Source organism: Acidovorax sp. JG5 (genome assembly GCF_017939685.1).
Classification (GTDB): domain Bacteria; phylum Pseudomonadota; class Gammaproteobacteria; order Burkholderiales; family Burkholderiaceae_C; genus Acidovorax.
The window spans coordinates 32,622-50,793 of sequence record NZ_JAGKSE010000017.1 but is presented as its reverse complement, the minus strand read 5'-3'; the positions used below and the strand labels follow the sequence as shown (position 1 = coordinate 50,793).

Here is an 18,172-nt window from a genome sequence, read left to right as displayed (position 1 = left end):
GCTCAGGACTGCACGCGCAAGGCGTGCTGCGCGGGCAGGTGGATCAGGATATCGAAAGCCCGTTGGGTACTCGCAGTGGCTGCACGCAGCTGCAGGGCAACGTTGCCGCCATGCTCCGCAACAAAGGCCTTGACCGCGTCCATGCCCACACCCCGGCCCGACACCGCAGTGACGGCGGCGGCGGTCGAAAAGCCTGGCTCAAAAATCAGCTGCACCAGCGCTTCATCGCTGGGCGCATCGTGGGGCTCCAGCAGCCCTGCCTGCTGCGCCTTGGCGCGGATGCGTTCGAGATCGAGCCCCCGGCCGTCATCAGCAATGCGCAGCTGCAGGTGTTCCTCATTCAGCGCCATGTCGATGACGATGCTGCCAGCCGGCGGCTTGCCTGCACTCACCCGGGTTGCAGCCTCTTCGATGCCATGGTCCATGGAGTTGCGCAGCAGGTGCGTGAACACGTCGCGCAGCATGTCGGCCACCTGGTGGCGCAGAACGATGTCGGCATCGTTCACCTGCACCAGGGGCGGCTCCTTGTCCAGCTCCTGCGCCAGCGACGGCAGGGAGGCCAGCGGCCCGCTCAACGCGTCAGACAGGCGCACGCCAACCCAGCCATGCAATGCATTCGCGGCCTGGGCCGTGGCGGTGCGCAGCGCGGCCACATCGTCGCTGCCGGCCGCGTCGCTGAGTGCGAGCGCCAGTGCCTCCACCTGCTCGCGCTCCATCGCCACCATCTGGCCGTTGGCGGCAGGCGCACCCGCGCTCCGGTCGCGCAGCTTGACCTCGTTGACGATCTGGTAGATGGCCAGCATCTCGCGCACGCCTGCCAGGTCTGACTGGAGCGTGTCGGTTGCCCAGGCGGCAGGGTCTTGCCGCAGCTGGTCATAGCGTTGCTCGGCCGCATGCACCACATCGGTCAGCTGCTGCAGACCATAAGTGCGCGCATTGCCCTTGATGGTGTGCATGTTGCGGAACAGCTCGTCAATGGCCGCCGGGCGCGCAGCGGCGTTGGTGGCGGCCTGCCCGATGAGGCGCTCGTTGGCCTGCAGGAACGCCGTGGCGCCCGCGATGAAGGATTGGAACTTGTCCCGGTCCATGCCGAGGATCTGGCCGATGATCGCCAGCTCCTGCTGCTGGGCATGCGCGGCATGCGCGAGCTGGCGCAGCTCGGTAACGTCGCGAATGCACAGCATGAGCCGCTCGATGGTGCCACCCTCGCTGGTGATGGGCGACCAGCCCAGCTCCCAGGTGCGCGTGCTGCCGTCGGGTTGTGGCCGAACGATCTCGCGGGGCAGCAGGTGGGCGTTGAAATCAAAATTCATCGCATCCTCGCCGATGCACGCGCCGATGGCGGCCAGGGCCTGGTCCTTGGCATCCACCCCGATATTCGACCCCGCAAAGACCACATCCGCCACGGTCTGGCCAGCGATGTCGCGCCGCTCCAGCAGCGCCGTCAGATGCTCGGAAAACTCGGGGTGAATCAACCCACCAGACTGCAGCGTCAAAATGCCCTGCGGGATGTAGTGCAGCATGGCCTGGATGTCCGCACTCTTTTGGCGCACCAGTTCGCTGCTTTGCTGGATCTTTTCGACCATGGTGTTGAAGGCCATGAGCGAGCGCCCGATCTCGTCCTGCCGGGTCACGGGCACGCGGTGCGTGAAATCCTGGCTGGTGGCAATGGCGGTCATCTTGGCTTCCATCTCGCCGATGGGATGGATGATTTGCCGGTACAGCAGATAGCCGATGAAGGCCAGGCCCAACACCGAAACCACCGTGACGACCGCCAGCGTGGCACTGGTGTCCTTGAGGTTCTGGTTGAGTGCCTCGATGGCCTCATCCTTGCTGCGGCGCTTTTCCAACTGCACCGCATCCAGCAACAGCCCTTGTTCGCGCAGGTACTGATCCACGGTGGCCGCCATGGTGGCTTCGGCCAGATCCTGCTGGCCCGCGCGCTTGAAGTTCGCAGTGTCGTCAATGGCCGCGAAATAGTTGCTCAGGCTGTCTTGTGCCTCTTTGATGATGCCGCGCTGCGCATGGCTGTCCGCTTGCGCGGACTGGTCCTGCAGCGCTTTGACCAGACTGGCTTTGCGCGAACTCAGCTCCTCATGGGCCCGCTGGGCGGCCTCCTTGTCGGGCGCCGCAACCATCGACAGGGTTGCGATCTGGATGTCTTTGAGCTGCCCCATCAACTCCACCGACTGGATGGTGCTGGGCATCACACCCTCGGTGACGGACTTGACCTCGTGAGCCCCTTTCTGGGACTGGTAGAGCGCGTATCCGCCAATACCACCCAATGCGGCGAAGGTCAGGGCGATGAGAAAAACAATGCGTTGTCGTACGGTCATGAAGAAGAGACGACTTCGCCGCCTGTTACAAATAGATGCAATCATCGACTAATCGAGTTGCATTTTTATGACAACCGTATTAACCCGCAGGCGCCAGCAGCACAACAGCCGCCAGGCCGCCGGCATGCGGTAGGCAGCACCTACTCCACCGTCAGTTCACCCATGGCCAGGTAGCGTTTGATGAGGTCAAAAAAACTGTCATAGAAGACATCAGAGGCAATGGTCTCGCTGCCCACCTTGATCAGGGCTTCATCGGTGGCCAGCAAGGGCAGCGACAACGAGCCCACGCCGCCCACGCCCACACTGGCGGAGTTGTTGGTCTTCTTGAGGGAGTAGCGGTCTTGCAGGGCCGTCACAAAGCCCAGACTGACCTTGCCATTGGCGCTTTCGGGCACGCACACCACGCGGATCATCATCTGCAGGTGCGCGTCGGCCTCAGGCTGAAAGTTCTTTCGCCCCTCCACCATCTCGGCCACATGGTTGTTGATGATGTAGCCCTGGCTCAGCAGCGCCCGGCGGGCGGCCTCGCAGGTTTGGGCCGGCGCGGCATCGAACAGGCGCGAATAGGTGGCCACAGAACCGAAATTTTCCTGCGGCGAATACACCTTGGTGGGCGCGGCGCACCCGGCCAGCACGACCCCAACAGCCAACAGGCCAAGAACCAAACGCATAGCACCACGCCCGGCAGGCGCGGGGGTGGCGGTGTGAAAAAAAATACGCTGGGGCATCCAGGAAAAGCTCAAAACCGGGTACTCCTTGGGGTAGCAATTTTCGCGGGCATTGCAAGATCATGCCACCCAGTCTCTGACAGCAAAGCCAGTGGCCGGTTCCCCGGAACTTTCCGCGTTGGCCAAGGGCATCGCACAATGGCGCCTTCGCCCGAAGGCGGGCTTGAGACAAAGGTTTTCCATGAAGATTGCCGTGATGGGCGCGGGTGCCGTGGGCTGCTACTACGGCGGCATGCTGGCGCGCGCAGGCCACGAGGTCACATTGATAGCCCGCGCGCACCATGCCCAGGCCATCAACGCCCACGGCCTGCTGCTCGAAACGCAGGCATTCACGCAGCGCTTGCGCATGGCGGCCAGCACCGATGCCAGCGCCGTGCGTGGCGCGCAATGGGTGCTGTTTTGCGTCAAATCCACCGACACCGAAAGCGCAGGCCGCGCGCTAGCGCCACACCTGGCCGAGGGCGCCGTGGTGCTGAGCCTGCAAAACGGCGTGGACAACGCCGAGCGCCTGCAGGCAGTGATAGGCCGCCCCGTCATCCCGGCCGTGGTGTACGTGGCCACCGAAATGGCCGGACCGGGCCATGTGCGGCACCACGGGCGCGGCGAGCTGGTGATGGCACCCGCGCCCGCCAGCGCCACCATCGCCACCACCCTGGGCGCGGCGGGCGTGCCGGTGCAGGTGTCCGACAACGTGGCCGGCGCGCTGTGGGCCAAGCTGGTGCTCAACTGCGCCTACAACGCCTTGTCGGCCATCACCCGGCTGCCCTATGGCGAGATCATGCACAGCCCCGGCCTGGCCGTGCCCCAGGTAATGCAGGACATCGTGCACGAATGCCAGCGGGTGGCGCAGGCCAGCGGCATCGCGCTGCCGGCCGACACCCTGGACGCCGTGCTGCGCCTGGCAGCCACCATGCCCGCGCAAATGTCGTCCACCGCGCAAGACCTGGCGCGCGGCAGGCGCAGCGAGATCGACCACCTCAATGGCTTCATCGTGCGCCGGGGCGAGGCGCTGGGCATTGCCACGCCCGTCAACCGGCTGCTGCACACGCTGGTGCGGCTGCTGGAAAAAGGCCTGCCCGCACAGCAAGGCGGTGCCGCATGAGTGCCGCCGTGCGCATGCTGCTGCGGCAACACCGCGCGCTGGCGTGGGCGTTCTGGGCCTTGCTGCTGTGCGTGGCGGTGCTGTCGCTGATGCCCACCGCCTATCTGCCGGCACAGGTGTTCAACCTGTGGGACAAAGCCCAGCATGCACTGGCCTTCACCGCGCTGGCCACACTGGGCCTGCTGGCCTATCCCCGCCAGCCCTGGCGCGTGGCCATCGGGCTGCTGGCTTTTGGCGGCGCCATCGAACTGGCGCAGGCCGCCACCGGCTGGCGCTATGGCGAATGGAGCGACTGGCTGGCCGATGCCGTGGGCCTGGCGGCGGGAAGCGCCCTGGCCGCGCACCCACGGCGCCTGATGGACGAGCCAGCCCAGTCGGCGGCGCAGGCATCGACACCACGGTAACGCACCATCCACCGCACTCGTTCCCGTTCCCGTTCCCGTGCCTGTCTCTGCCCTGCTCTGCCTGGTCGTCGCCATCAGCGACGGCGACACCCTGACCGCCCGCTGCGGCACACCCGGCGCCTACCAGCCAATGAAAGTGCGCATCGCGGCCATCGACGCGCCCGAGCGCAAGCAGGCCTTTGGCCAGCGGGCGCAGCAGCATCTGGCGCAGCTGTGTTTCAAGCAGCGCGCCACGCTGCACGCGATGGACGAAGACCACTACGGCCGCACCGTAGCCAACGTGCGCTGCGGAACCACCGATGTGGCCGCAGCGCAGGTCAGCGCAGGCCTGGCGTGGGTCTACACACCCTATGCCAGCGAGCACCCGCACTTGGTGCGATTGCAGCAGCAGGCCCGTGCCAGCGGCAAAGGGCTGTGGGCACAGCCCCGCCCGCTGGCGCCGTGGAGCTATCGGCAGCGGTACCAGCGCTGAGAGGCTGAGCCCACTTCGCAAGGCCTTGGGAGCGACAACTCCGCGCCCCGGCGCGATTCAGTCGGCGGCTGCAGGCTGGGCGTTGAAAACACCGCTGAGCAGTTCGGTGAGCCGCTCGGCCCCCATCTTGAAACCGCAGGCCTGCGCGTGGCCGCCGCCGCCCATGCTTTCGGCCAGCGCGATGCAATCAAAGTTGCGCTGCGCGCGCAGGCCCACCTTCACGCCCTTGGCGCCCGCGCTCCACATCAGCGCGAAGGTGCCGGTTTTGGCGGACAGCAGGTCGCCCACCAGGCTGTGGAACATGCCCGGCGCGTTCACCATCAGGCCCTCGATGCCGTTGAACACCAGGGGCTGCGCGCCTTCGGCAATGTCGGCCGCCAGCTTGCGGTATTTTTCGTCCATCGCCGCGCCGCGCGCCATGAACTGCGTGAGCTGCTCGGGCGTGAAGGCGGCGATCTCCTGCCAGCGTGCAAACTCCTGGGGCTCCATGTCGAGGGCCGACAAAAAGCCCGCGCTCTCGGGGAACTCCCATTTCCAGATGTCGCGGTCCTCGATGTATTTCAGCAGGGCCGGAACCGGCTGCCCGGGGTGGAAAAACTCCCACGCCAGGCGCGCGCCCGACTTGTCCATGTCAAAGTGCACCACGCCGCAGCGGCAGGCAAAGCCGGTGAGCTTTTCGGCGGCGCTTTTGTGGTGGTCCAGCATCACCAGCTTGGCGGCACGCTCTTCGATGGCACACAGGATCTCGGCCGAGAACGAAAAATCCAGGATGTAAACCGCGCGGCCCTGCAGGGCCGGCAGGTCATCCACCGACTGGATTTCGCCATGGTCCAGCCCCCGGAACTCGGCGGCATCGCCGTAATACAGCCACGCGGCCAGCGCGGCGCCAAAGCCGTCGGGGCAGTTGCGCCCGTGGTACAGGATCAGCGGCGCGGGGTCGTTCTTGTCGGGTGCAACCAGCAGTTGCAGCGGGAGGATGGTTTTCTTCGTCATGGCCCCGATTGTCGCGCGCACAGCCCCCTGCTACCGACACGGGGGCAACCCATCGTGGCCCGTGTGCAAGCCATCCCTTACTGCACAATGCGCGCCTGCCGTGCTCCACTGCATCTTCGCTTCGCCGTCTTCACCCCAGCGCCCATGTCCATGCCCCCACTGCACATCCTCTGGCGCGACGAGCACCTCGTGGCGGTTTACAAGCCCGCCGGCTGGCTGGTGCACCGCACAGGCCTGGATGCGGGCGAAACGCGCTTTGTGATGCAAACCCTGCGCGATCAACTGGGCCAGCATGTGTACCCCGTGCACCGGCTCGACAAAGGCACCTGCGGCGTACTGGTGATGGCGCTGCACAGCGCTGCGGCGCGCGCGCTGTCGCAGGCCTTCGAGCACGGGGCGACGCACAAACGCTACCTGGCCATGGTGCGCGGCTGGGCGCCTGAATCCATCGACGTGGACCACGCCCTCAAGCCCGACGATGCCCCTGCCGATGCCGCTGTGCAAAACGCCCACACGCGCTTTCGCCGCCTGGCGCAGCTCACGCTGCCTGAAGCCAGTGACGCGCGCTTTGCCAGCACGCGCGTGTCGCTGGTGGAGGCCTGGCCCACCACCGGGCGGCGCCACCAGATCCGCCGCCACCTCAAGCACCTGGCGCACCCCATCATCGGCGACGCCACCCACGGCAAAGGGCCGCTGAACCGCTGGTGGGCCGAGCGCCTGGGCCAGCAAAGGCTGTGGCTGCACGCCTGGCAGCTGGTGGTGCCGCACCCGGTGACGGGCGTTGCGCTGGCGCTGGACAGCGGCTTGCAGTGGCCCGCGTGGAACACCCCCAGCCCCACTGCCGCGAATGCCATGCAAGAAGACAACGGCGCGCAGGCCCCCACGGCAGACTGGCAACGGCTGCTGGCAGAGCTGCCTTGGCAAGCCTCGCCCGGTGCACGCTAGCCGGGCTCGGCCAGTTGCAAGATGCCGACCCGGAGCGCCGCAGCAACAACTATGTTTTTTATAGCACTTAACGCTTTATCATCAAGCGCTAGAAGCCGATTTGATACATAACCCATTGCCATGCAAGCCGAAGACATCCTTCATTTCTGGTTCGACGAACTCTCGCCCGCGCAGCACTTTGCCCAGGAAGACGCGATCGACGCCATGATCCGCGTGCGCTTTGGCGCCACCTGGCAGGCGGCGCAGCGCTGCGAGCTGTGGGGGTGGCGCGCAACGCCGCAGGGCCGCCTGGCCGAGATCGTGGTGCTCGACCAGTTCTCGCGCAACATCCATCGCGGCACGCCGCTGGCGTTTGCGCAAGATGCCCAGGCCCTGGTGCTGGCCCAGGAACTGGTGGCCGGCGGCCACGATGCAGCCCTGCCCCCGGCGCAGCGGGCCTTTGCCTACCTGCCCTACATGCACAGCGAATCCGCCGCCATCCACGCCCAGGCCATGGTGCTGTTTGACCAGCCGGGGCTGGAGAACAACCTGCGCTTTGAGGTGCTGCACCGCGACATCATTGCGCGGTTTGGCCGCTATCCGCACCGCAATGCCACACTGGGGCGCGTGTCCACGCCCGGCGAGCTGGCGTTTCTGGCCCAGCCGGGCTCATCCTTCTGAAGCCCCGGCCGCGGGGCCTCACAGGGGCCGCGCAAGGCAAACCGCCGCGCGGCCCACGCTGGGCAAACCGGCCCGGTTTGTGACGTACCATCCCACCCCGAGTGGTCCCATCCCGAGACCCACACAGGAGGATCTATGGCAAAAGGACAAATGCACAACAACAAGATGGCGAAAAAGCCCAAGAAAGACACATCGCCCCCCAAGGAAGGCCACGGCTCTGACCGCCCCATGCCGCCCATGACCACGGTGATCCCGCGCGGCAAGGACAAGAACAAATAAGCGACAGCGGTTTTGCGCTGGGGCGAGAAAAGTTGAGCCCCCACAGAGCCGGGCCCATCGGCAAAACTCACGGCTCGCGGGTGCCGCTGCCCTTCTTTTTGCGGTTTTCACGGGCCTGCTTCTTGGCCTCGCGCTCGGCGTCCGCCAGCGCACCGGCGGCCCGCCAGGCCTCGAACTCGGCCGGCGTCTCCAGCGTGATGCGGCCCAGGATGGCGGTGCGGAAGTCGGTCATCACGATCTCGGCCGTTTTTTGCAAATTTACGCGCCCGCCGCCCAGCATGGCGCCGCGCTTTCTGCCAATGGCTTCGAGCAGATCTTCGTCGTGCATGCGGGCCACGGTGCCAGCCGGCAGGCCCAGCTTGTAGCGCGCCTCCAGCAGCGGCGCATAGTGCTGCTGCAGGCGGCGCAGCAGCTCCAGCGCCACCAGTTCTTCGTCATACGCATTGCGGCCAATGGCGCCGCTGGCGGCCAGGTTGTAGCCGCTTTCCACCACCACGATGCGCGGCCACAGCATGCCCGGCGTGTCCCACAGATAAAAATCGTCGGCCAGCGTGATGCGCTGCTCCAGCTTGGTGATGCCGGCCTCGTCGCCCGTCTTGGCCTGGCGCTTGTTGGTGAGGGTGTTGATGAGCGTGGACTTGCCCACGTTGGGCACGCCGCAGATCAGCACGCGCATGGGCTTGGCCATGCCGCCACGGTGGGGCGCCAGCAGGTGGCAGCCGTCGATCAGCTTGCGGGCGGGCGCGGGGTCCTGCGCATCCAGCGCCACGGCGCGCGTGGCGCTCTGGGCGTTGTACCAGTCCAGCCACAGCGCGGTGCGCTCGGGGTCGGCCACGTCCTGCTTGTTGAGCACCTTGAGCGTGGGCTTGTGGCCCGTGAGCTCGGCCAGCAGCGGGTTGGCACTGGAGCCGGGCAGGCGCGCGTCCAGCACCTCGATCACCACGTCAATGTCCTTGATGCGTTCGGTGATGGCTTTCTTGGTCAGGTGCATGTGACCGGGGAACCACTGGATGGCCATGCGAGGGGTACTTTCTTGATTGTTCGGTGCGGGCTGAGGGTGGCAAGGATAATCGCGTCCCCTGCCCTTTCGTTTCACGCCCGCCATGCCCGCACCCACCAACCGCCCCGCCAGCCCCGCCGACAAGGCCTCCGACAAGGCCGACAAAGAGCTTTTGTTCAAGGGCGTCACCTGCGTGCTGATCGGCCTGGTGGTGCTGATAGGCCCCTATGTGGCGCGCTCACCCAGCGTGCAGGACATCATGGCCCAGTCGGCGCTGGCGGGCTGGTTCGCGCTGGTGCTGGGGGGCGGGTTTCTGGTGCGCCATGCCATGCGACGGGCGGCGGCGGCCAAGGCACGCGGCCGGTCATGATGCGGGACCTTGGGGCGCAGCGGCCCGCCCGCGCCACCGACGGCCCCTCGGCCCGCGCCATGTTCGAGGTGCTGCAGCAGCTGGCCCGGGCGCAGGGCCTGGCGCTGCGCGCGCCGCCGCCCGAGCCCACCACCTGCTGCGGGCGCGGCTGCAACGGCTGCGTGTGGGAGGGGTATCTGGATGCGGCCGAATACTGGCGGCAAGAAGCGCTGCTGCAGATAGATCCTGTTGATTTTTGGTGAAATATGCCCGCAGCGCTTGCTGTGTAAGCGCTAGCAGCTATCATTTTTTATTGACTGGCGACATGCGGCGGATGCCGATGGAAAGGACCCGTTGTTTGATGGCTCATTGCCAGGCCGCGGTTTCACACAGAGCGGCGCTTTCTTGCCCGTCACCCCGTCACCCCGTCACCCCGTCACCCCGTCACCCCGTCACTCAACGATCAACCTGTAAGCGCGATCACGACGGCGGAGTCGTCAATCTGGGCCGCACAGTCATCACCCACGTTCAGCGGGCCGGCGTCGGATGCGAATCCAACCATCGACAAGCCGCAGTCCAGCTTCAAACTCACCTCGGCGGCCCCAGTGTCTCCCGAAATCCGGACAACGCGCCCACCCAGCGTATTTTTCGAAGCCGCCCCGGAGCCCACACAGGTGACCCTGACGGCGGTCGCCTTGCACAACGCAAGGACGTTCCGGCCCTGAGTCAAATCGAGTAGCTGTGCGCTCTCCTGTGTGATCCGCGACGAAAGACGGGTTCCATCCGATAGCGCGAGTTCGATCCTGACCGCAGCGCCCGATGGGCTCACGCCGGCGACGACACAAGGAAGCTGGTTGCGCATGCTGGTTCGCAGCCCAATTGCTGCCAGGCCGAGCGACGGCACGCCTCCACCGTCCTCGTCATCCAGCTGAGCCAGGACCGCGTGGCGGGCAGCCACGAGCAGATCGAAGGCCCGCAGCACGCGGTGTCCGGCCGGTGTCAGTTGCGCACCGCCGCCGCCGCTGCCGCCAACTGCCTTTTCCACCAGCGGCGTGCCGGTGAGGTTGCCCAGGGTTTCAATGGCCTGCCACGCAGCCTTGTAGCTGATGCCAGCACCACGCGCCGCTTCAGAGATGGAGCCGGCCGCCCCGATGCGGCGCAGCACGTCAATGCGTTTGTCTGTTGCGTCGTGCCCGAGGACGGCATCGAGCTGAAGGGGGACTGGTTCGTTCATGCACGGATTGTCCCCTCGCAGTGAAAGCGTGGCTATACTCGTTATTCCACTTTTGAATAGCGAGATTTCTTCATGAAACCCGTTGCCATCCTCGTGTTTGCCGGCCTGCTCCTGAGCGGCTCCTTGCAGGCGGCCGAGCTCAGTGTGGCCGTTGCCGCGAACTTCACGGCACCGATGCAAAAGATTGCCAAGGCCTTCGAGAAGGAGACGGGGCACACGCTGGTGCTGTCCTTCGGCTCGACGGGCAAGTTCTATGCGCAGATCAAGAATGGTGCCCCGTTCGAGGTCTTGTTCGCCGCCGACGATGAAACCCCCGCGCGTCTGGAACGGGAAGGCCAGGGCGTGGCGGGAACGCGCTTCACTTATGCCATTGGCAAGCTTGTCCTGTGGAGCAAGCAGCCGGACCTGGTTGACGACAAGGGCGAAGTGCTGCGTGCGGGGTCGTTCGACCGCATCGCGCTGGCCGACCCCAAGCTCGCGCCCTATGGTGCGGCGGCCTTACAAACCTTGAACCAACTCGGCCTCGCTCAGGCGCTTGGCAGCAAGTTCGTTCAGGGCGAGAACATTGGCCAGACCTACCAGTTCGTTGCCACTCAGAACGCCCCGCTGGGCTTCGTGGCGCTGTCCCAGGTGCTCGTCGATGGGCGCATGACCGAGGGCTCCGCCTGGATGGTGCCGCAAACGCTCCATGACCCGATCCGCCAGGACGCGCTCATCCTCGCCAAGGGGAAAAACAACCCTGCAGCGCCGGAACTGGTGCGCTATCTGAAGGGCGAATCGGCGAAGAACATCATCCGCGCTTACGGTTACGGGCTTTGAGGTCGGCCATGCTTGACCACCACGCCTGGCAGGCCATCTGGCTCACGCTGGAACTGGCGACGCTGACGTCGCTGTTGCTGTTGCTCTTTGCGACGCCCTTGGCCTGGTGGCTGTCACAAACGCGCTCGCGCTGGCGGGCGCCGATCAGCGCCGTGGTGACCTTGCCCCTGGTATTGCCGCCGTCGGTGCTGGGCTTTTACCTGCTGGTGTTGATGGGGCCACAGGGGCCGCTGGGGCAACTCACCCTGGCCTTGGGCTGGGGCACGCTGTCCTTCACCTTCACTGGCCTGTTGATTGGTTCGGTCGCGTTCTCGCTGCCTTTCGCCGTGCAGCCGATCCAGCACGCCTTCGAGTCCATCGGGAAGCGGCCACTCGAAGCTGCCGCAACGCTGCGCGCGAGCCCGCTCGACACTTTCTTCAGCATCGCGCTGCCGCTGGCACGCCCCGGCCTGCTGACCGCCGCCATCCTCAGCTTTGCACATACGGTGGGGGAGTTCGGCGTGGTGCTGATGATCGGCGGCAACATCCCGGGCAAGACACGCGTGGTCTCCACCCAGATCTACGGCCACGTCGAAGCCATGGAGTACGTTCAGGCCCACTGGCTGGCGGGCGGCATGCTGGCCTTTTCCTTCGTGGTTCTGCTGTGCCTGTCGCTGCTCAAGCGCAATGGCGCGAGCGTGATGCGCTGATGACCGACACGAACCGGATCCGCTTGGAACTGCCGCGCGCGCAGTTCAATGTCGATGTTGATCTGCACCTCCCCGCAAGAGGTATCACCGTACTTTTCGGTGCGTCGGGGTCGGGCAAGACGACCATTCTTCGTTGTGTGGCGGGACTCGAGCGTGCCGCGTGCGGCCACGTTCGCATCGGTGATGCGGTCTGGCAGGACGACGCACGGGGCGTTTTCGTGCCGACCTGGCGCCGTCCGCTGGGTTACGTCTTCCAGGAAGCCAGCCTGTTCGGGCATCTGGATGTGCAGCACAATCTTGAGTACGGGTTGCGTCGCACCGAGAAGTCGGCCGATCACAACACCCTGGACGAAGCCATCGAACTGCTGGGAATTTCCTCCCTGCTCAAACGCCGCCCGCAGGAGCTGTCTGGCGGTGAGCGGCAACGGGTAGCCATCGCCCGCGCCCTGGCCACCCGGCCGAGACTGCTACTGCTGGATGAACCACTTGCTTCCCTGGATCTTCCACGCCGGCACGAAATCATGCCGTGGCTTGAGCGCTTGCGCGACCAACTGGCGACACCCATGCTCTACGTCACGCATTCGATGGACGAGCTGAGCCGGCTGGCAGACGAAGTGGTGGTCCTCGAAAATGGGCAGGCCGTCGCCGTTGGCCCCGTTGGCGAGATTCTGGCGCGGGGTGACTTGCCCGCACTGGCAGGCGAAGAGGCCGCAACCGTGATTCAGGGAACGGTCGTCGAGCGAGATCCGCACTGGCATCTCGCCCGCGTTCAACTCAAGGAGCGATGCATCGTCGTCCGTGACAGCGGACTGCCCTCTGGCAGTCGCGTTCGGCTGCGCGTGCTGGCGCGCGATGTCAGCCTGACGCTCGATGAGCCGATGCGCAGCAGCATCCAGAACCACCTCCCCGGCGTGGTTGACGCCGTCATGGCAGACAGCCATCCTGCGCAAGCGTTGGTGCGCGTTCGTTGCGACAGCCAGTCCTTGATTTCGCGCGTGACGTGGAAGTCCGTCGAGGAACTGCAAATCAAACCGGGCTTGCCAATCTGGATCCAGGTGAAATCCGTGGCCGTCATTGCCTGAGCGTGGCCAGTGGATCGACTGAAGCGGACCCAGGGTTCCTGGCCAACGATTCGGCGGCTTTGCCAGAGGCCCTTCGCAGCGCGCCTGGTCTGCCCTGCCCTGACTCCGTAAAAGGGATCAGCCCAGCCCCTGCGCCGCCATGTAGTGCTGGCGCCATTCCTCAAACGGCAGCGTGTCGGCCGCCTCGATGGCCTTTTGGGCCGCCACGGATTCATCGGCCAGCGCGGCAAACCGCGCCTGCTGGGTGTCGCTCCAGGGCAAATCCAGCAGCGCGTCGCGCGCCAGGGCCGACTGGCGGGTGGTGAACCCGGTGAAGCTGTTGCCGTGCTCGCGCGCCATGTGCGCCAGCACGCGGGCCGAAGGCGTCTGCGCTGGGTGGGCCAGCGTGGCGCGGGCGCTGGCCAGCGCGGCGCTGTAATCGGTGCTGTGGTGCGTGGTATCGAGCGCGGCGGCCAGCGGCGCGCACTCTTGCAGCACCTGCGCAGCCCAGTCCACCAGCGGAACATTGCGGCCATTGCGCACCAGGCACAGGCCCGGTTCGCGGCCACGCGCGGCCGTGAGATGCTGGTTGTGCTTGAGCTCGGTGATCTCTTGCGGCGTGTCGGGCGGGCTGTCGGTCAGCAGGCAGTGCAGCAAAAACACATCCAGCAGCCGCATGGTCTCGGCCGTGATGCCCACGGGCACGAACGGGTCCAGGTCCATCAGGCGCACCTCAACGTATTCGACCCCGCGCTCGCGCAGCGCATGCAGCGGGCGCTCGCCGGGCTCTATCACCCGCTTGGGGCGGATGGTGCCGTAAAACTCGTTTTCGATCTGCAGCAGGCTGGTGCCCAGCTGGTTGTAGTCGCCACCGGGGTTGCGGATGCCCACGGCTTCATAGGCGGGATACGGCTGCGTGAGCGCCTCGTGCAACGAGTCGGCATAGCCATCGAGGCCGTTGTAGCTGACGGCCAGCGTGGCCTGCGCGTCGCTCTGGTAGCCCAGGCGGCCCATGCGCAGCGAGGTGGCGTGCGGCAGGTAAAGCGCCTGCTCGCTCAGGCGCTGCATGGCATGCGGGCGCCCCTGCGCAAAGCACGGGCTCAACGCGGGCGAGGCGCCAAACAGGTACAGCAGCACAAAGGCGTGGCGCCGAAAGTTGCGGATCAGCGCGAAATACTGCTCGCTGCTCACGCCGGGCATGGACCAGTTGTAGTGAATGCCGCAAATGGTCTGCATGCGCCGGCCGTAGCGGTGGCCCAGGCCCATGCGGTACACGCTTTTGGCGCGCCCCACATTGGAGCTGCCGTAGCGCGCCAGCGGAATGGTTTCGTCGGTGGGCAGGCGGCAGGGCATGCTCGACACCCACAGCATTTCGTCGCCCTGCTCGTGCAGCGTGCGCAGGGCGAACTGGTGGATCTCGGTGAGTTCATCCAGGCACTGCTGCACGCCCCGGTGCGCGCCGGTAACCAGCTCGATCTGCGACTCGCTGTAGTCGGTGGTGATGTGCGGGTGGGTGAGCGCCGAGCCCAGCGCCATCGGGTGCGGCGTAAGGGCCAGATCGCCCGTGGGCAGCACGCGCAGGCCTTCTTTTTCGATGCCGCGGCGGATGCCAGCCAGGGCATCGGGGGGGCAGGCGGTGATTTTTTGCTGCAAGGTGCTCATATCTTTGTTACCGATCGTCGGGGTCGGCCCGGAACTTAGCACGGCGCAGCGACATCCGCCTGCCGGCCCGTCAAACCCTTGCCGCCAAGGCCTTGCCCACTTCGTTGGTGCCCTGGGCTGCGCCGCTTTGTGGTATCTGCTCGCCGGTGCGGTCGCACGCCTCGGTCAGGCGCGCGGCCAGCTGCTCGGGCACATCGGCGCCCAAGCCCAGGTGAATGCCCTGCGTGAGCGTGATGTGCGCCGCCTCGAAGGTGCCGGCGCCCGCGCACAAAATGGTGCGCGTGGGCGCGCTCTCGTGCGCCAGCACCAGCATGGCGGGCACCACGGCCTCGGGCTTCAGGGCGGCCAGCACCTCCTCGGGCATCAGGCCTTCGGTCATGCGGGTGGCAGCCGTGGGCGCCAGGGCGTTGACATGGATGTGGTGCTTGGCGCCCTCGATGGCCAGCGTCTGCATCAGGCCCACCTGCGCCAGCTTGGCGGCGCCGTAGTTGGCCTGGCCAAAGTTCCCATACAGGCCGGTGGACGAGGTGGTCATGACGATACGGCCATAGTCCTGCGCCACCATGTGCGGCCACACGGCCTTGCAGCAGTGGGCGGCGCCCATCAGGTGCACATCCACCACGAGGCGGAAATCGGCCATGTCCATCTTGGCAAAGCTCTTGTCGCGCAGGATGCCGGCGTTGTTCACCAGAATGTCCACCCGGCCCCAGGCGGCGATGGCCTGCTGCACCATGGCTTGCACGGCGGCAAAGTCGGTGACCGATGCACCATTGGCCAGCGCCTCGCCACCGGCGGCGCGAATTTCATCGACCACCGCCTGCGCCGGGCTGACCGAGCCGCCCTCGCCGTGCACGCCGCTGCCCAGGTCGTTGACCAGCACTTTGGCGCCGCGCGCCGCCAGCGCCAATGCATGCTGGCGGCCCAGACCGCCACCGGCGCCCGTCACGATGGCCACGCGGCCTTTGAAATCAATCGCCATGCTGAAATCACTCCCCTGTGTTGTGATGAATGTGGAAAATACTGCAGCACTCTACGCCACAAAGAGCGCCCCACCAGTCCATTGCGTGACTGCCTGCCCCCCATGAAAGCCCCCATGCAGCCTGCCGCCCCCGTTGATTCCGAAACACCCCGCGCTGCCGCCACCGTGGTGCTGCTGCGCGACGCCGCCGCCGGCCCCGAGGTGCTGCTGCTGCGCCGCCACGCCAAGGCATCGAACATGGCGGGGGTGTATGTGTTTCCCGGCGGCAAGCTCGATGCCGACGACGCCACCCTGAACCCCGCCGCCCACCTCGACCAGCCGCATGCCGCGCTACACGAGCGCCTGAACGAGCCCGACACCGACCACCCCACCGCCGCCGGCCTGTATGTGGCCGCGTTGCGCGAAGCGCTGGAGGAATGCGGCCTGCTGCTGGCCGAGCCCATGGTGAGCGACGCCCCGGTAGATGCCCTGCGCGCCCGCGCCATGCTGCGCGAAGGCCAGCCGTTTGCGCAGGTGCTGGCCGCACTGCAGCTGCGCCTGCAAACCCGCCAGCTCGCGCCCTGGTCGCGCTGGATCACGCCGCTGGCGCCCACCATGGGCACGCGCCGCTTTGACACGCGCTTTTTTGTCGCCCAGGCGCCCGCCGACCAGACCGCGCGGCACGACGACGAGGAAACCACCGACAGCGTGTGGCTGGCACCGCGCACGGCGCTGGAGCAATACCGCGATGGCCGCATCGACCTGGCGCCGCCGCAAATCATGAGCCTGGCCCATCTGGCGCGCCATGCCAGCGTGGCCAGCGTGCTGGCCGCCGCACGCAGCCAGCGCCCGCCCCTGATCCTGCCCGAGCCGTTTGACCACGAGGGCGTGCGCGTGATCTGCTACCCCGGCGATGCCATGCACCCGGTGCGCGAGCGCGCCCTGCCCGGCCCCACGCGGCTGCATTACCGCGAGCGCCGCTTCACCCCGGAACAGGGCTTTGACGCGCTGTTTGACTGACGCACGAAAATGCGGCGGCGGCGCAGGGTTGCGCAGCCGCATCACCTGTGCATTGCGGCCATGCGAGCCAAACTATTGAATTGATAGCATGTAGCGCTTATTCCATAAGCGCTGCAACCCATTTTTATTGCAAAAAGGATTCCCATGAAAGCCAGCTGGAACGGCGTGGTGGTTGCCGAGAGCGACGACACCGTGGTGGTCGAAGGCAACCATTACTTCCCCGAAAGCGCGCTCAAGCGCGAGTACTTCACCTTCAGCAACCACAAGACCACCTGCGCATGGAAAGGGCAGGCAAGTTACCTGTCGCTGCTGGTCGATGGCGAGATGAACACCGACGCGGCGTGGTTCTATGCCGACCCCAAGCCCGAGGCCGAAGAAATCCGCGGCCGCGTTGCGTTCTGGAAAGGCGTCAAGGTGGCCGCCTGAGCCACACCGGCAGCGAACGGAATCTGCGCCAAAGCCGCGCCGGTTATCCCTGCCAGCGCTGGACAATCATGTGGATAAGTTTTGACAAGCCTTGTATGACAGCGCCAAGTGGTTGATTCATAAAGGAATCCCCTGCGCCGCCTGTTTTTTAAGCAGTGCAGTCCACATCGACACCGGCTTATCCCAGCCCGCACTGGACAATCTTGTGGATAACTTTTGACAAGCCCTGTATGGCGGCGCCAAGCCCTTGATTTGTAAAGAAATCCATCGCATCGCCTATTTTTTAGGCGCCACCCACGCGCAAACACGGCGGCATACATTGCTACTTTTTCAATAGCTTTCACCGCTTTACTGGTAAGCGCTAGAACCGTTTTTTATCCAAATCATGCCCATCGATGCCCGTGAACACAGCCCTGCCGCCGCGCGCAACAGCGGCCCCATCCTGGCGGTATTGAAGGCCTTGCTGCCCGAGCGCGGTGCCGCACTGGAGATTGCCAGCGGCACGGGCCAGCATGCGGCCTGCTTTGGCGCGGCCTTGCCCGGCTGGACCTGGCAGCCCACCGATGCAGCGCCCCACGGCTTCGCCTCGATTGCCGCCTGGAGCGCCGACGCGGGCGCCAGCAACGTGCGGGCGCCGCTGCTGCTGAATGTGCTTTCAGACCGCTGGCCGAGCACAGGCCACGCTTTCACCACGCCCTTTGACCTCATCTACTGCGCCAACATGCTGCACATCGCGCCCTGGGCGTGCTGCGCAGGCCTGATGCAGGGCGCCGCAAGGCACCTCGCGCCCACGGGGCACCTGGTCACCTACGGGCCCTACCTTGAAGACGATGTGCCCACAGCCCCCGGCAACCTGCAGTTCGATGCCAGCCTGCGCGCCCAGAACCCCGCATGGGGCATTCGTGCGCTCAGCGATGTGGCGCGCGAAGCGCAGCACGCCGGCCTGCGCCTGGCCGCACGCCACGCGCTGCCCGCCAACAACCTGCTGCTGGTGTGGCAACGCACCGCTCCCAGCCATTGATCACCCTTGAAACC

At 65.9% G+C, this 18,172-nt stretch carries 21 protein-coding genes; 14 read left to right on the top strand and 7 right to left on the bottom strand.

What is annotated here, in order from left to right; genetic code table 11:
- Nucleotides 1-2: 2 nt before the first annotated feature.
- Both J8G26_RS14915 and J8G26_RS14910 read right to left on the bottom strand, forming a co-directional pair.
- The gene (locus J8G26_RS14915; RefSeq protein WP_210569877.1) at nucleotides 3-2,336 is read right to left on the bottom strand and encodes an ATP-binding protein; all 2,334 of its coding nucleotides are present in this window, start codon (nucleotides 2,334-2,336) and stop codon (nucleotides 3-5) included.
- Between the two features lie 140 nt (nucleotides 2,337-2,476).
- Nucleotides 2,477-3,007: a DUF2242 domain-containing protein gene (locus J8G26_RS14910; RefSeq protein ID WP_087748315.1), complete on the bottom strand. Its 531-nt coding sequence runs from the start codon at nucleotides 3,005-3,007 to the stop codon at nucleotides 2,477-2,479.
- A 238-nt stretch (nucleotides 3,008-3,245) separates the two neighbouring features.
- Between J8G26_RS14910 and J8G26_RS14905 the strand changes: the two genes are divergently transcribed.
- The 3 genes from J8G26_RS14905 to J8G26_RS14895 are packed head-to-tail and all read left to right on the top strand — an operon-like array spanning nucleotide 3,246 to nucleotide 5,042.
- The gene (locus J8G26_RS14905; RefSeq protein WP_210569875.1) at nucleotides 3,246-4,166 is read left to right on the top strand and encodes a 2-dehydropantoate 2-reductase; all 921 of its coding nucleotides are present in this window, start codon (nucleotides 3,246-3,248) and stop codon (nucleotides 4,164-4,166) included.
- Nucleotides 4,163-4,570 (top strand): VanZ family protein, encoded by a 408-nt coding sequence (locus tag J8G26_RS14900; RefSeq protein ID WP_210569873.1) that lies wholly within the window; start codon nucleotides 4,163-4,165, stop codon nucleotides 4,568-4,570. Before J8G26_RS14905 ends, J8G26_RS14900 begins: the two co-directional genes overlap by 4 nt.
- Nucleotides 4,571-4,607: 37 nt before the next feature.
- Nucleotides 4,608-5,042 (top strand): thermonuclease family protein, encoded by a 435-nt coding sequence (locus J8G26_RS14895; RefSeq protein ID WP_349238326.1) that lies wholly within the window; start codon nucleotides 4,608-4,610, stop codon nucleotides 5,040-5,042.
- Nucleotides 5,043-5,099: 57 nt separating this feature from the next.
- On the opposite strand, the gene J8G26_RS14890 is transcribed toward J8G26_RS14895, so the two are convergent.
- The gene (locus J8G26_RS14890) at nucleotides 5,100-6,035 is read right to left on the bottom strand and encodes a DHHA1 domain-containing protein (RefSeq protein ID WP_210569871.1); all 936 of its coding nucleotides are present in this window, start codon (nucleotides 6,033-6,035) and stop codon (nucleotides 5,100-5,102) included.
- A gap of 150 nt (nucleotides 6,036-6,185) precedes the next feature.
- Here J8G26_RS14890 and J8G26_RS14885 point away from each other — a divergent pair, with 150 nt between their 5' ends.
- The 3 genes from J8G26_RS14885 to J8G26_RS14875 all read left to right on the top strand — a co-directional run bounded on the left by J8G26_RS14885 (nucleotide 6,186) and on the right by J8G26_RS14875 (nucleotide 7,919).
- Nucleotides 6,186-6,980: a pseudouridine synthase gene (locus J8G26_RS14885; protein WP_210569900.1), complete on the top strand. Its 795-nt coding sequence runs from the start codon at nucleotides 6,186-6,188 to the stop codon at nucleotides 6,978-6,980.
- Between the two features lie 120 nt (nucleotides 6,981-7,100).
- Nucleotides 7,101-7,640, top strand: coding sequence for a DUF924 family protein (locus J8G26_RS14880; RefSeq protein ID WP_210569870.1), 540 nt, complete (start codon nucleotides 7,101-7,103; stop codon nucleotides 7,638-7,640).
- A 135-nt stretch (nucleotides 7,641-7,775) separates the two neighbouring features.
- A complete protein-coding gene (locus J8G26_RS14875; protein ID WP_167372725.1) occupies nucleotides 7,776-7,919 on the top strand; it encodes a hypothetical protein in 144 nt (47 codons plus the stop codon).
- 67 nt (nucleotides 7,920-7,986) lie between these two features.
- Here the strand turns inward: J8G26_RS14875 and ylqF are convergent, their stop codons facing one another.
- On the bottom strand, nucleotides 7,987-8,937 hold the full coding sequence (gene ylqF / locus J8G26_RS14870; protein ID WP_087746708.1) for a ribosome biogenesis GTPase YlqF: 951 nt from the start codon (nucleotides 8,935-8,937) through the stop codon (nucleotides 7,987-7,989).
- A gap of 85 nt (nucleotides 8,938-9,022) precedes the next feature.
- On the opposite strand from ylqF, the gene J8G26_RS14865 reads away from it, so the two are divergent.
- Together J8G26_RS14865 and J8G26_RS14860 are read left to right on the top strand one after the other, a co-directional pair.
- Nucleotides 9,023-9,289 (top strand): hypothetical protein, encoded by a 267-nt coding sequence (locus tag J8G26_RS14865; RefSeq protein WP_087746710.1) that lies wholly within the window; start codon nucleotides 9,023-9,025, stop codon nucleotides 9,287-9,289.
- On the top strand, nucleotides 9,286-9,531 hold the full coding sequence (locus tag J8G26_RS14860) for an oxidoreductase-like domain-containing protein (protein ID WP_232476390.1): 246 nt from the start codon (nucleotides 9,286-9,288) through the stop codon (nucleotides 9,529-9,531). The genes J8G26_RS14865 and J8G26_RS14860 overlap by 4 nt, the downstream gene beginning before the upstream one ends.
- A gap of 200 nt (nucleotides 9,532-9,731) precedes the next feature.
- On the opposite strand, the gene J8G26_RS14855 is transcribed toward J8G26_RS14860, so the two are convergent.
- Nucleotides 9,732-10,502 (bottom strand): TOBE domain-containing protein, encoded by a 771-nt coding sequence (locus tag J8G26_RS14855; protein WP_087746713.1) that lies wholly within the window; start codon nucleotides 10,500-10,502, stop codon nucleotides 9,732-9,734.
- A 72-nt stretch (nucleotides 10,503-10,574) separates the two neighbouring features.
- Between J8G26_RS14855 and modA the strand changes: the two genes are divergently transcribed.
- The 3 genes from modA to modC are packed head-to-tail and all read left to right on the top strand — an operon-like array spanning nucleotide 10,575 to nucleotide 13,092.
- On the top strand, nucleotides 10,575-11,321 hold the full coding sequence (gene modA / locus J8G26_RS14850) for a molybdate ABC transporter substrate-binding protein (RefSeq protein WP_087746715.1): 747 nt from the start codon (nucleotides 10,575-10,577) through the stop codon (nucleotides 11,319-11,321).
- Nucleotides 11,322-11,329: 8 nt separating this feature from the next.
- Nucleotides 11,330-12,010, top strand: coding sequence for a molybdate ABC transporter permease subunit (modB, locus tag J8G26_RS14845; protein ID WP_210569868.1), 681 nt, complete (start codon nucleotides 11,330-11,332; stop codon nucleotides 12,008-12,010).
- Entirely contained in the window at nucleotides 12,010-13,092 is a 1,083-nt protein-coding gene (modC, locus tag J8G26_RS14840; protein WP_210569864.1) for a molybdenum ABC transporter ATP-binding protein, read from the top strand. The genes modB and modC overlap by 1 nt, the downstream gene beginning before the upstream one ends.
- A 117-nt stretch (nucleotides 13,093-13,209) precedes the next feature.
- On the opposite strand, the gene gshA is transcribed toward modC, so the two are convergent.
- Together gshA and J8G26_RS14830 are read right to left on the bottom strand one after the other, a co-directional pair.
- Complete coding sequence (gshA, locus tag J8G26_RS14835; protein WP_210569862.1) at nucleotides 13,210-14,733, bottom strand: glutamate--cysteine ligase; 1,524 nt, start codon at nucleotides 14,731-14,733, stop codon at nucleotides 13,210-13,212.
- Between the two features lie 70 nt (nucleotides 14,734-14,803).
- A complete protein-coding gene (locus J8G26_RS14830) occupies nucleotides 14,804-15,712 on the bottom strand; it encodes an SDR family NAD(P)-dependent oxidoreductase (RefSeq protein WP_210569860.1) in 909 nt (302 codons plus the stop codon).
- A gap of 114 nt (nucleotides 15,713-15,826) precedes the next feature.
- Here J8G26_RS14830 and J8G26_RS14825 point away from each other — a divergent pair, with 114 nt between their 5' ends.
- From J8G26_RS14825 to J8G26_RS14815, 3 genes are all read left to right on the top strand, one after another.
- Complete coding sequence (locus J8G26_RS14825; protein WP_210569858.1) at nucleotides 15,827-16,711, top strand: NUDIX hydrolase; 885 nt, start codon at nucleotides 15,827-15,829, stop codon at nucleotides 16,709-16,711.
- Between the two features lie 144 nt (nucleotides 16,712-16,855).
- Entirely contained in the window at nucleotides 16,856-17,137 is a 282-nt protein-coding gene (locus J8G26_RS14820; RefSeq protein WP_086911889.1) for a DUF427 domain-containing protein, read from the top strand.
- Nucleotides 17,138-17,522: 385 nt separating this feature from the next.
- Nucleotides 17,523-18,158: a DUF938 domain-containing protein gene (locus tag J8G26_RS14815; protein ID WP_210569855.1), complete on the top strand. Its 636-nt coding sequence runs from the start codon at nucleotides 17,523-17,525 to the stop codon at nucleotides 18,156-18,158.
- Nucleotides 18,159-18,172: the final 14 nt, after the last annotated feature.